The 12,368-nt window shown below is 60.4% G+C and carries 10 protein-coding genes; 7 read left to right on the forward strand and 3 right to left on the reverse strand.

Going from position 1 to position 12,368, the window contains the following annotated elements:
• The first annotated feature begins 2 nt into the window (after positions 1–2).
• A complete protein-coding gene (gene hutH / locus ACTG1K_RS04685; RefSeq protein ID WP_425856109.1) occupies positions 3–1,535 on the forward strand; it encodes a histidine ammonia-lyase in 1,533 nt (510 codons plus the stop codon).
• A 145-nt stretch (positions 1,536–1,680) separates the two neighbouring features.
• Here hutH and ACTG1K_RS04690 read toward each other — a convergent pair whose 3' ends face one another.
• Positions 1,681–2,778 carry a calcium:proton antiporter gene (locus ACTG1K_RS04690; RefSeq protein ID WP_005348596.1) on the reverse strand — a complete coding sequence of 366 codons (1,098 nt, stop codon included), beginning with the start codon at positions 2,776–2,778 and terminating at the stop codon, positions 1,681–1,683.
• A 315-nt stretch (positions 2,779–3,093) separates the two neighbouring features.
• A complete protein-coding gene (locus ACTG1K_RS04695) occupies positions 3,094–4,620 on the reverse strand; it encodes an EAL domain-containing protein (RefSeq protein ID WP_440004875.1) in 1,527 nt (508 codons plus the stop codon).
• A 504-nt stretch (positions 4,621–5,124) separates the two neighbouring features.
• On the opposite strand from ACTG1K_RS04695, the gene ACTG1K_RS04700 reads away from it, so the two are divergent.
• Entirely contained in the window at positions 5,125–7,053 is a 1,929-nt protein-coding gene (locus ACTG1K_RS04700) for an EAL domain-containing protein (protein WP_181269659.1), read from the forward strand.
• Positions 7,054–7,129: 76 nt separating this feature from the next.
• Here the strand turns inward: ACTG1K_RS04700 and ACTG1K_RS04705 are convergent, their stop codons facing one another.
• Positions 7,130–8,053 carry a 1-aminocyclopropane-1-carboxylate deaminase/D-cysteine desulfhydrase gene (locus ACTG1K_RS04705; protein ID WP_440006796.1) on the reverse strand — a complete coding sequence of 308 codons (924 nt, stop codon included), beginning with the start codon at positions 8,051–8,053 and terminating at the stop codon, positions 7,130–7,132.
• A gap of 86 nt (positions 8,054–8,139) precedes the next feature.
• On the opposite strand from ACTG1K_RS04705, the gene ACTG1K_RS04710 reads away from it, so the two are divergent.
• The 5 genes from ACTG1K_RS04710 (at position 8,140) to mshL (ending at position 12,306) form a co-directional block, all read left to right on the forward strand.
• Entirely contained in the window at positions 8,140–9,003 is an 864-nt protein-coding gene (locus ACTG1K_RS04710) for a hypothetical protein (RefSeq protein WP_026035092.1), read from the forward strand.
• Positions 9,003–9,596, forward strand: coding sequence for a PilN domain-containing protein (locus ACTG1K_RS04715; RefSeq protein ID WP_439979885.1), 594 nt, complete (start codon positions 9,003–9,005; stop codon positions 9,594–9,596). Before ACTG1K_RS04710 ends, ACTG1K_RS04715 begins: the two co-directional genes overlap by 1 nt.
• The gene (locus tag ACTG1K_RS04720; RefSeq protein ID WP_139429545.1) at positions 9,596–10,243 is read left to right on the forward strand and encodes an MSHA biogenesis protein MshJ; all 648 of its coding nucleotides are present in this window, start codon (positions 9,596–9,598) and stop codon (positions 10,241–10,243) included. The genes ACTG1K_RS04715 and ACTG1K_RS04720 overlap by 1 nt, the downstream gene beginning before the upstream one ends.
• Entirely contained in the window at positions 10,236–10,565 is a 330-nt protein-coding gene (locus tag ACTG1K_RS04725; RefSeq protein WP_193860618.1) for a SctD/MshK family protein, read from the forward strand. Before ACTG1K_RS04720 ends, ACTG1K_RS04725 begins: the two co-directional genes overlap by 8 nt.
• Positions 10,566–10,635: 70 nt before the next feature.
• Positions 10,636–12,306 (forward strand): pilus (MSHA type) biogenesis protein MshL, encoded by a 1,671-nt coding sequence (gene mshL / locus ACTG1K_RS04730; protein WP_268011884.1) that lies wholly within the window; start codon positions 10,636–10,638, stop codon positions 12,304–12,306.
• Positions 12,307–12,368: the final 62 nt, after the last annotated feature.

The raw sequence follows: 12,368 nt of genomic DNA on the forward strand, positions 1-12,368 counted from the left end.
CCATGTTTAAATTGACTATTACTCCGGGCGAGCTGGATCTTGCCACCCTGCGCCGCGTCAGCCGCGAGCCGGTACATGTTTCACTGGATCCGGCCGCGCTGCCGGGGATCCACGCCTCCGCAGCTGTGGTTACCAAGGTGATCGAGCAGAACCGGGTGGTGTATGGCATCAACACCGGTTTTGGTCTGTTGGCCAACACCCGCATTCCGGTGGAGCAGCTGGACGAGCTTCAGCGCTCCATCGTGCTCTCCCATGCCGCTGGCATCGGCGAATACATGGATGACGCTACCGTGCGGCTGATGATGGTGCTCAAGCTCAACTCGTTGGCGCGGGGCTTCTCCGGCATCCGGCTGACGGTGCTTGAGGCCCTGATGACCCTCATCAACGCCGAAGTCTATCCGGTGGTGCCGAAGAAGGGATCCGTCGGTGCCTCCGGCGATCTGGCACCGCTGGCCCATATGAGCTGCCTGCTGATCGGGGAGGGCAAGGCCCGCCACAAGGGCGAGCTGATCGACGCCGCTACTGCGCTGAAAATTGCTGGGCTCGAGCCTATCGCGCTGGCACCCAAAGAAGGATTGGCGCTGCTGAACGGCACTCAGGCGAGCACCGCCTTCGCGCTGGAAGGGCTGTTCCATGCCGAGGATCTGTTCGCTGGTGCCATCACCATAGGTGCTATGAGTGTGGAAGCCGCCCTTGGCAGCCGCCGGCCGTTCGATGCCCGCATCCACGAAGTGCGCGGTCAGCGTGGCCAGATCGATGCGGCCGCCTGCTATCGCCACCTGCTGGTGGATGGCAGCGAGATCGGCATGTCCCATCACAACTGCGAGAAGGTGCAGGATCCCTACTCATTGCGCTGCCAGCCGCAGGTGATGGGTGCCTGCCTGACCCAGATCCGCCACGCCGCCGAGGTGCTGGTGTGCGAGGCCAACGCGGTCTCCGACAACCCGCTGGTGTTTGCCGATGACGAGGAGATCCTCTCCGGCGGCAACTTCCACGCCGAGCCGGTGGCCTTCGCTGCCGACAATCTGGCGCTGGCCATCGCCGAAATCGGCTCGCTCTCCGAGCGGCGGATGGCACTGCTGATCGACTCGCGGATGTCCGGTCTGCCGGCGTTTCTGGTCAACAACGGCGGAGTGAATTCGGGCTTTATGATCGCTCAGGTCACTTCGGCGGCGCTGGCCTCCGAGAACAAGACCCTGGCCCATCCCGCCTCGGTGGACAGCCTGCCCACCTCCGCGAATCAGGAGGATCACGTCTCCATGGCGACCTTCGCCGGCCGCCGGCTTGCCGATATGGCCGAGAACACCCGTGGCATTCTGGCAGTCGAACTGCTGGCGGCGGCACAGGGGCTCGATTTTCGCGCGCCGCTGCGCAGTACCGAGCTCATCGAGCAGGCCAAGGGACGACTGCGGGCAGAGGTGAGCTTCTACGACAAGGACAGGTACTTCGCGCCGGACATCGAGGCGGCCGCCGCCCTGCTGGGCCGTGCCAGCTACAACGACCTGATCCCGGCCGGGGTACTGCCCAGCCTGTAAGCCTTGATCCACCTTCTCTCCTGGCGGGAGAAGGGTGGGGGATGAGGGGGAAGCCGCTTCACTGGCGCCGGTGAGGTCCGGGAGCCGATAACAAAAGACCGCTCAATCGGGCGGTCTTTGCGTTTCTGACGTTGGTTGAACGCGGTTATTCGTGTTCGAACATCAGGAACAGATAGACCACAAACAACACCAGATGGGTCGCACCATGGAGCACATTGGTGCGGCCGCTGCTGAAGGTTACTTTACAGACCATCAGGGTCGTGACCAGCAGCACCATATCGGCGGGGGAGAGGCCGAGGCGCACCTCCTGATCCAGCATGGAGCCGATAAAGAGCACGGCAGGCACGGTGAGGGCGATGGTGGCCAGCACGGAGCCGAAGTAGAGGTTCATTGCCCGCTGCAGCTGGTTGTTGAAGGCGGCCTTGATGGCGCCGACTGCTTCAGGGGCCAGCACGATGCAGGCGACGATAAAGCCGCCCAGTGCGGCGGGTGCTTCCATCACATGCACCCCGTAGTTGATGGGGATGGCCAGGGTCTTGGCCAGCAGGATTACCACCAGCAGGTAGGCGAGCAGCAGGATGGTGTGATAGACGTTGCTCTGCAGCGGGCCGTGGTGCTCCTCATAATCCTCGTGATCGCTGTCGACGAAGAAGTGGCTGTGGCTGCGGGTCTGGATGAGCAGAAAGACCCCGTAGAGCAGGATCGAGATGATGATCAGCATCCACGACATGGCGCGCGACATACTGCCGATTGCACCGCCCTCGGTGAAGTTGGGCAGCACCAGACAGAGCAGGGCCAGCGGGATGATGGCCACCAGATAGGATTTCACTCCGTCCAGATTGAAGCTCTGGGTGTGGTAGCGCCAGCCGCCAAACAGCAGGGTGAAGCCCACCAGACCGGTACTCACCAGCATCACTACCGCAAACATGGTATCGCGGGCCATGGTGGGGTTGGGCTCACCGGTCAGCATCACCGAGGAGATCATCACCACCTCCAGCGAGATGACCGAGAGGGTGAGGATCAGGGTGCCGAAGGGCTCGCCCAGCTTGATGGCGAGGGCATCGGAGTGGCGCACCACCGAGAAGATGGCCCAGGTGACGATGGCCAGTAGTGCCGCCGAAACCGGAAGATAGATCCCGAGCGGAGTTGTCTCTGTCAGCAGGTCACTGCCCAGGGTCTTGAAAAAGAGCAGGGTCAGCAGGCCAACGGGCAGGGCAATCTCTTGCCGGATAACTGTCTTCATAGGCAATGGTTCTCTATTGGGGGTCTTGACGACCGGATGACATAAACAGGTTGCTCGGTTATCGGTTGCGCAATAACCGGCTCCTTATGATAAAGGTTGTTATCCCCGTCAGGGCAGATCATTTTGTTGCTGAATGTAAATAAGGGGTGGCAGGAGCCGCTTCGATTTCACCATGGAGCCGGACCTGGGTCTGCAGGGGGATTTACCCGCCTGATGGCTGGGCTGGGCTGGGTTACGGCGCTACCGCCAGCATCAACCTGATGATGTCGAGCCGCAGGCCAAACTGTTTCGCGGCCAGATCCTGCCATCTCTGTGTTAGCTGGCCTGCTGGTGTTGCGACTGCCACTCCCGTTGCCAGTGGGTCAGTGTCTTCAGCGGCATGGGTTTGCCGAAGAAGTAGCCCTGGATCAGATAGACGCCGTGCTGGCTCAGATAGTCGACCTGCAGCTGGCTCTCGACCCCTTCGGCGATCATCTCCATGCCCGATTCCCGACCGAAGACGATGATGGCATCCAGTACGCTGCGCTTGAGGTCGTTGGTGCCTATGGTATCGACGAACATCTTGTCGATCTTGATCTGGCGGATCCCCAGGCTCTGCAGGTAGGCAAAGCTGCCGTAGCCGGTACCAAAATCATCCAGCTTGAAGTGATACCCCATCTGTTGCAGCAGGGTGATCTCCTCGGTGGCCGCCTTGATGTCGAGGATCGGCTTGCGCTCCGTCAGCTCGAAGGTGAGCCGGGTGGGTGAGGGGTTTTGGCTGTGAGCGAGCAAGGTGCGCAGCAGGGGCTGCTCGATATGGGCCGCCACCAGATTGACGCTGACCCACTGCTCCGGTGCCAGCTGCGGCAGGTCAGTGATCACCTGCTCCAGCAACTGTTCGGTCATCGGCAGGATCAGTCCCTGCTCCTCTGCATATTCGATAAAGGTGCCCGGGGGGATCAGCTCGTTTCCCCGCTGCCAGCGCAGCAGCGCCTCGAATCCCACCACTTGGTGGGTACGGGCATCCACTATCGGCTGGTACAGGGGAATAAATTCCCTGCGTATCAATCCTGTTTGCAGCAGTCCCTTGAGGGAGCGCCGATAGCTGCGCAGCAGCCAGTATGTGACGCTTAACAGGGCGCCGAGCGCGATACCGAACCAGAGACCGTAGTGATTGAGTTGGTCATGGGCATATTGCTCCAGCGCTTTTCCCGCCCAGACCGTCTGTTTGGTGAGTTCATTGGGATCGAAGAAACTGAGGCTGATATTGCTCTCTTCCTGTTTGATCTCCTTGTCGCCACGGGGAAAGTGGACTGTGCTTGCATCGTTATCCTGTCGGCTGAACTCCAGATAGAAGCAGTGGCTGCAGGGGTGTTGCAGCAGGTCGTGGCTCCAGCTGTTATCCAGCACCCAGTAGGCGAGGTTGCCGCCGGATCGGTAAAAGGCCACCAGCTCCTGCTCGGTATTATATTTGGCCACGGTGGCGGTGATCCCCAGCTTGCCAAACTTCTGCCCGCTGTTCTGGAGCTCTTTGATCAGCGGGATCTCCACCCCCAGGCTGGAGCAGCTGTTGCCGGAGGCGAGCTCCAGCCCTTGCAGGCGGATATGAGCGCTGTAGAAGCGCGGATCGCGCAGCAGCTCCATGTCTTTGGCGCCGCAGTTGAACTCAAATTGTGCCAGTTGTTTGTTGATGGCGGCATCCAGCTCCCGGTGGCGTACGGCCATGGCTCCCTTGAGCTCGGCAACCTTCTCTTCCAGCAGATGAAAGGCCATCGGCTTGGCAAACCACAGGCCGAGAAACTGGCTGCCCACGACAGGCAGGACGAACAGCAACAGAGCGATCCAGACGGGTGATTTACGCAAAGGAAGTACCTGCCAGTTTCATGAGACACAAATGGACTTAGCCATCATAGAGCATTAGTGCAATCAATTTGAGTCCGAGTTGTCACACTTGTTGATTTATTTTTTAACTACATGATTTTAAATGTGTTTATTATTAACTTTGGCTAGATTCAATCGCTGACCTGTCATAAATGACAATTGCTCAGCTTATCCGAACTGCATTAGAGTAGCCCTGCGGTTTGACTCACCGTGTGTTCAATACTCCTGTATCTGTTTTTTGTCAGTAGCACAGAGTGTTAGTTTTGATATGAGTGTTCCTTTTGGTCCCCTTTGAGGGACCATTTTTCTGTCTGTCATCCCGCCCTTTCCCGCGTCTGTAGCCCGTCATCCTTGGTATTCTCCCTCTGCTTTGGGTTATGCTTGCCCGCTTAAATTGCAGAAGCGGGATCTTCATCCATAGCTGTGGCCCGATCGCCGCTGCTACCATGAGGCGACATGGATGATGCTGGGCATACGGAAAGGCGCATGAAACTCACTACACAGCTTGTCTCATTTATCACCCTTTGCGTGATCGCAGCCATGGCGACTGTGCTGATTGGCGGGGTGTTCAGCTTTCGCGAGCTGGGCATGGAGTTGCAGCAAAAGAAGGTCGATGCGCTGGTCGAAGTGATCGACAAGCAGCTCGATGTTGCTCACGACATGGAAGATATGAGCCACTGGTTGCCCACCCTGCTGCGTGCTGCCCATGTGGTAGAGCTGGAGGTGCGCCAGAATAACCAGCGGGTCTACTGGTTCCGCGATGTGCGCAATCCGGTCGACGAACAGCTGCTGGTGCCATACCGCCACCCGCTGCCCCATCAGGCCGGCATGCAGGCCAACTTCAAACTGGAGCGCCCCTTCAAGGAGGCGGAATACTCCATCAAGGCAATGTCCGGCATCTCGCTGGGCATCTTTATCGTGGTGTTCGGTCTCTGGTACTCCATCCGCTGGCTGCGCCAGCAGTTGCGCGGGGCCGAGCTGCTGGGCATTCGCGCCCAGCTGATCCTCGATGACAAGCTCTCCAAACTGAGTCATGACCCCGCCGAAGAGTGGCCGGTGGCCGCCAGTCAGGCCCTCGATCATCTGCTCGCCGAGCTGGCGGATGCCCGCAAGGAGCGCAGCCGCTTCGACAACTTCATTCGCAGCAACGCCTTCGTCGACAAAATGACCGGCATCGGCAACCGGCTGTTTTTCGACAACCGGCTGGAGAGCGCCATCATGGAGGCGAGCGTGATGAGCGGCGGCGTGCTGCTGATCGATCTCGCCTGTCTGGAGGAGCTGGAGGCCGATCAGTTCGAGCTGTTGGGGCACGATTTGATGATGGAGGCGAGCGCCACCATAGGTGCCTTCGTGCGCAAACACAACGGTGCCCTGCAGGCCCGCTATGCCGGTCAGGTTTTTGCGGTGTTGCTGCCCAATATGTCCGAGAGCGAGATGGTAGATAGCGCCAGCCAGCTGCTCAAGAGCCTGCAACGGCTGCACTGGCCGCAGGAGGTCAACCCCGAGACGGCGGTCTATCTCGGCGCCGTCTGTTATCAGGCACAAGACAGCCTGCTCAAGGTGCAGGAGGAGGCGGAGCTGGCCCTCAAGAGCGCTCGTCTGCAAGGGCACAACGGCTGGTTCCTCTACGAGAAGCAGCTGGATGAGGAGCAGAGCAGCAAGGGGACGGTACGCTGGCGAACCCTGATCAGCCGCCGTCTCGAAGAGCACGGCATCGAATTTTACACCCAGCCGATCCAGCAGGATCGGGGGCAGGTGGTGCTGCAGCAGGAGCTGCTCACCTATCTGCACGACGAGCAGGGGCGGGCTTTGCAGGCGGGGATCTTCATGCCGATGGCGGAGAAGGTTGGCTTGTTACTGCAACTGGATCGGCTGGTGGCGGAGCAGACCCTCGCCCTGCTGCGCCAGCGCTCCGAGCAGAGCTGCCCCATCAGCCTGACCCTAAGTGCCCAGAGCCTGCTCAACCGCGAGTTCCAGCGCTGGCTCTTCTTCGCCCTGTTCCAGCTGCCGCGCAGCACCAACGAGCGGCTGATCCTGCAACTCTCCGAATCCCAGGTGACCCGCCACTTCGAGGCGCTCAAGCGGCCGCTGCGCTCCTTGCGGATGCTGGGCTGCCAGCTGGCCATCGATCATGCCGGTCAGGATGTGGTGAGCACCCAGTACATCAAGGAGTTCGAGATCAACTTCCTCAAGCTGCACCCCAGCCTGGTGCGGGAGATCCATGCCCGTCAGGTCAACCAGATGGCGGTGCGCAGTCTGGTAGGCGGCTGCGCCAATACCCGCACCCGGGTGCTGGCAGTGGGGGTGGAGAGTGGCGATGAGTGGAAGATGCTGCGCCACCTCGGGGTGCATGCCGGGCAGGGGCCCTGGTTTGCCGAGCCCCAGCGTCTGGTGCTGGAACCGGCTGGTGATTGAGATAAACAACAGAGGGTCGCCTTGGGGCGACCCTCTGTTGTTTGCGATGCTGTTTGCGGTTGCCGTCAGGCAGGGATCACAGTCGCCCCTGCTCCCGCAGCCCGGCGAGCCCTTGCATGCCGCCAGTGTGGATAAAGACGATTTTGCTGCCGAGGGCGATACGGCCCGCCGCCAGTTCGCGAAACAGACCCCACATCGCCTTGCCGCTATAGATGGGTTCAAGGGGCAGATCGGTCGTGGCGCTGAAATCCTGCACCCACTGCCAGAGGGCCGGGCTGAATTTGGCGTAGCCACCATCGTGGTGATCGAGCGCGATGCGCCAACCGGGGATGCTGGCAGCCGCGGGATGGAGGCGACACACCTCGTCAGCGATAAAGCCACCTCCTTTCAGTACCGCAATGGCGAGGATCTGCTCCCGATCCCGTTTGCCGGCGATCAGGCCCGCCAGAGTGCCGCCGCTGGCGCAGGGCAGTACCCAGAGATCCGGCGAGAAGGGCACTTCGCCGACCAGTTCCGCCACACCGGGGATGGCCAGCGGGCTGCTACCCCCTTCCGGCACGATCAAGGTATCGGGGGCATCGAATTGGGCCAGCCAGTCGGGATCCTGCCGTCGCCGGTAACTCTGGCGGTCGACGAAAACGAGATCCATGCCCCAGCGCTGGGCATCCCGCAGAGTAGAGTTACTGACGGCGTCATATTCGCCCCGTATGATACCGGTAGTACGAAGACCAGATTGGCACCCCGCTGCCGCCAGCGCGTGGATATGATTGGAATAGGTGCCGCCAAACGAGAGCAGATGCCGTTTGCCGTGCTCTTTGGCATGCAGCAGGTGGTACTTGAGCTTGCGCCACTTGTTGCCGGAGATGGCCGGATGGATCAGATCATCACGCTTGCACCACAGCTCGACACCATAGCGGGTCAGCAACGGATGGTGGAGGCGTTGCAGGGGGAAGGGAGGATGGCTTGACCCTCTGACTCGGCGGAAAGGTTGGCTTGCAATGGTGAGTCCGTCTTTTAATCTGGAGGCTAATCTGCTGTTTATGTTAATATTTCATACATTTAATCACTATTGATGGGCGGGCTTACATGAAACAACTGTTCAGACGGTCGACGCCAAGCCGCCAGGTCGGGCTCTTGCTGGCCAATGACAGGATCATGCTGGCTGCGGTGGGCAATCCCCCCGTCTTCGCGACGCGCACCATCAACGGCCCACAGGAGTGGGCAGTGGCCATGAACGAGCTGTTCAGCCGTCATGGGCTGGCCAAGTCTACGGTGCGGGTGGCCCTCGCCGCCAGCCTTTATCAACAGATCCAGATCGACAAGCCTGCCGTGCCTGACGCCGAGATGGCGGGGGCGCTTCCCTGGGCCATCAAGGACTATGTCAGCGAACCCGTGCTGCAACTGGCGATGGATTATGTGGACTTGCCCACCCCGCCTGCCGGTCGTCCGCGCATCAATGTGATCTGCCTGCCCAAGAGCCGGGTGCAACAGCTGGCCGATGCCATCAATGGCATAGCCACCCTGCAATCCATCATCAGCGACGAATTGGCGCTCACCTCTCTCTATGACGCGGATGACACGGTGCGCATGCTGCTGTGGCAGCCCAAGGGGCAGGATCTGCAACTGCTGGTCTTCCATCAAGGCGGGCTCTGCTTCTCCCGCCAGCTGCGCGGTTTCACCAGCCTGACTGGCGAACATGAACCGGACAGTATGTTGCTCGATTCGCTGGCGCTGGAGATCCAGCGCTCCCTCGACTATCTGGCGGGCCAGCTGAAATTGCCCGAGCTGGGGCAGATGCAGTTTGCCGTCGCCTCGCCCTTTATCGGTACCCTGGTGCGCCACATGGAGCAGACCTTCGGCTTTGCCGTCTCCGCCATGGCCAACAAGGCAGTCCTGGCCGGCGTCGAATACCTCTCGGCCTACGCCGCCGCCATCGGGGAGGATGCGTGATGAGACGTCAGATAAACCTCTATGGCGCCGAGTTTCGCCCCAAGCGACAGTGGGCCAGCCTCAATCAGATGGCGCTGGTATGGGGCTTTGCGCTGTTGCTGATCCTGTTGATGGGCGTCGGTTACAGCTGGCAGCAGCAGCAGGTCAGCTGGGCGCTGGCGCAGCGCTCTGCCGAGCTGGAACTCAAGCGCAGCGAGGCGCAGCGGCTCGATGCCGAGCTGGCGCGCCATCAGGCAGATCCCAGGCTGCAACAGCAACTGGTCAACAAGCAGGATGAGCTGACGGCCAAGCAGGGGCTGATGCGCCAATTGGGCAGCCTGACCCTGCAAAAATCCCAGGGCTATGCCAGCGTGATGGCGGATCTTTCCCGCATTCGCAACAGCAACCTCTCGTTGCAGCGCATCGAGATCAACGAAGGGCGGATCAACCTCTCCGGCTTTGCCGGACGCAGTCAGGATGTGCCGGCCTGGGTCAACCGCTTCAAGCAGACCCCGAGTCTGGTAGGCAAGGAGTTTGGTGAACTGACCCTCGGCCGTGACAAGGAGGGTCGCCTGACCTTCCAGTTGAGCGGCATTGCGCGGGAGAAACCCTGATGAACCTGAAAACACAATGGCAGGCATGGGGCCAGCGTATCGCCGTGTTGAGCCAGCGGGAGCGGGTGTTGATCCTGCTGACCGGTCTGGTGCTGCTGGGCGCGGCCGGACTCTACGGCTGGCTCGATGGCGCCGATACCCGCCTGCAGCAGGATCGTATGGCCCTGAGCGCCGCCGAGCGCGACCTCGAGATCATGGAGCTGGAAAACCTCGGCAAACAGGCCCGGCTCAAGCGGGATCCCAATCAGGGAGTTCGCGAGCAGCTGGCGCAGGTCGAAGCGGATCTGGCCCGGATCGACGATGAGCTGAAGGCCCAGACCGTCGATCTGATCCCGGCGCACGAGATGCCGCTGGTGCTGGAGGCGCTGCTCTCCCGCTCCGCCAACCTTCACATGCTGGCCCTCAGTTCGCTGGAGCCGACCCCGCTGATGGCGGGGGAGCAGAAGGTCAATCTCTACAAGCATGGTATCCGGCTTCAGCTTGAAGGCGGCTATTTCGATGTGTATCAATATCTTAAAGCGCTGGAAGCCTTGCCGCGTCACTTTTACTGGAAGCAGTTCGACTATCAGGTCAAAGCCTATCCCGGCGCGGTGGTGGAGATGGAGATCTACACCCTGAGTACCAGCAAGGAGTTTATCCGTGGCTAGAGTATTTGCGTTGTGCTGTTGCCTGTTCAGCTTGCTGGCACAGGCGGAGCAGGTCGAGGTATTGCAGGATCCCACCGCGCCGCTGGCTGATGTGGCGGTTGGCGCCCGTGCGACCAGCGAGAGCAGCGCCGGTTTGCCGAAGCTGCAGAGTGTGGTGCTGGGCAATGGCCCGGCACTGGCGGTACTCAATGGCAAGAGTTATCGGGTCGGACAACAGGTGGACGGCTATACGCTGGTGACCATCAATGCCGATGCCGTGGTGCTGGAAAAGGCGGGAAAACGCCATGCGGTCACACTCTTTGCCAGCAAGATCCGGGTTTGAGTCGTGCTTGCCTCTCGAGAGGTGAATCGGCTTTATCGAGTTTAATTGCAAGTCAGGGTGCCCTAATTACATGAAAAAACACCGTCTCTGTCTGATCACCGTGGCCATGATGGCTGCAGGCTGTACCACGTATCAGCACCCCGAGCCGACCCAGGCCAAGGATGCCCTCAAACAGGCCATGAACGAACAGCAGAAACAGGCTGCCCCTCTGACCGCGTTGCCCAAATCGGTGCAAAGTGAATTGCTGCAGCTGAACCGGCCGCAGATGCCGGTCGGCATGCCGGAGAAGCGGCTGCGTATCGCGGCTCACGACGTGGAGGCGGTGGAGTTTTTCGGTTCCCTGTTCAAGGGCTCCCGCTACAGCGTGGCGGTTCACCCCGGGGTGGCCGGGCTGGTCTCCGTCGAGCTCAAGGATGTGACTCTGCCAGAGGTGCTGGCGGTGGTGGGCGACATGTACGGCTTCGACGTGCAGCGCAAGGGCAATGTCTTCCATATCTATCCGGCGGGTCTGCGTACCGAAACCATCCCGGTCAACTACCTGATGATGTCCCGTCGTGGTCTCTCGCGCACCTCGGTCAGCACCGGCGGGGTGACGGCCAATGACAGCAATAACAGCAGCGACAGCAGTTTTGACAGTGCATCGAACAACAACAGCACCAATAACTCCTCCGGCAACAACTCGAACGGCGATAGCAACAACGGCACCCGTATCGAAACCGACACCAACAGCGACTACTGGACCGATCTGCGCGACTCCCTGCAGACCCTGATTGGCACGGGTGACGGTCGCGCCGTGATCACCAGCCCGCAGGCGGGTCTGGTCACCATTCGCGCCTACCCGAAAGAGCTCAAGGCGGTGCGTGAATTCCTGACCCAGTCCGAGAGTCACCTCAAGCGGCAGGTGGTGCTGGAGGCGCGGATCATCGAAGTTGCCCTCAACGAAGGGTATGAACAGGGGGTCGACTGGAGCGGTCTCTCCGCCAGCTGGGATGGCAACAAGGGGATTACCGGTGGCCAGTCGCTTGCCAATACTCAGCTGCCCAGCACCCCCAACCAGATCTTCAGTGCGCTGGGCGGCGGCGCCGGTTTCAAGATCTCTGATGGCAACTTCAATGTGGCGGTCAACCTGCTCAAGACCCAGGGCGATGTGAATACCCTCTCCAGTCCCCGTGTCACCGCGACCAACAACCAGAAGGCGGTGATCAAGGTGGGGACGGATGAGTATTACGTCACCAATGCGTCCACCACCATTACCACTACCTCGACGGGCACAGACAAGACGCCTAACGTGGAGCTTACCCCCTTCTTCTCCGGAATTGCGCTGGACGTAACGCCGCAGATCGATGAAGAGGGCAAGGTGCTGCTGCACATCCATCCCTCGGTTATCGATACCGAAGAGCAAAACAAGGTGATCGACATGGGTACCTCGGGTGGCAAGTTGCAACTGCCGCTCGCCAAGAGCTCGATCCGCGAATCCGATACCGTGGTGCAGGCCAATAACGGTGACATCATCGTTATCGGCGGCCTGATGAAGACCGACAAGCAGGAGATCGTCAGCAAGGTGCCGCTGCTGGGGGATATTCCCTGGGTGGGTGAAGCCTTTACCAACCGCCGCGAGAGCACCAAGAAGGTGGAGCTGGTGATCATGCTCAAACCGACCGTGGTGGAGAAAGATACCTGGCAAAACGAGCTGCAACGCTCCTCCGAGCTGCTCGACAAGTGGTATCCGGCCAAGGGCTGACCCATGACACCAGATGCGGTCACCCTCATCCCGAACGGCCTGTGCTGCCTTGCCAGCACAGG

The sequence above is a fragment of the Aeromonas sp. 102P genome (assembly GCF_051920345.1).
Lineage (GTDB): Bacteria > Pseudomonadota > Gammaproteobacteria > Enterobacterales > Aeromonadaceae > Aeromonas > Aeromonas veronii.

Excerpts from the sequence above, each read along its gene's own strand:
- hutH (WP_425856109.1), top strand. The coding sequence starts at position 3 with ATGTTTAAATTGACTATTACTCCGGGCGAGCTGGATCTTGCCACCCTG.
- ACTG1K_RS04690 (WP_005348596.1), bottom strand. The coding sequence starts at position 2,778 with ATGAAGACAGTTATCCGGCAAGAGATTGCCCTGCCCGTTGGCCTGCTG.
- ACTG1K_RS04700 (WP_181269659.1), top strand. The coding sequence starts at position 5,125 with ATGAAACTCACTACACAGCTTGTCTCATTTATCACCCTTTGCGTGATC.
- ACTG1K_RS04710 (WP_026035092.1), top strand. The coding sequence starts at position 8,140 with ATGAAACAACTGTTCAGACGGTCGACGCCAAGCCGCCAGGTCGGGCTC.
- ACTG1K_RS04715 (WP_439979885.1), top strand. The coding sequence starts at position 9,003 with ATGAGACGTCAGATAAACCTCTATGGCGCCGAGTTTCGCCCCAAGCGA.
- ACTG1K_RS04720 (WP_139429545.1), top strand. The coding sequence starts at position 9,596 with ATGAACCTGAAAACACAATGGCAGGCATGGGGCCAGCGTATCGCCGTG.
- mshL (WP_268011884.1), top strand. The coding sequence starts at position 10,636 with ATGAAAAAACACCGTCTCTGTCTGATCACCGTGGCCATGATGGCTGCA.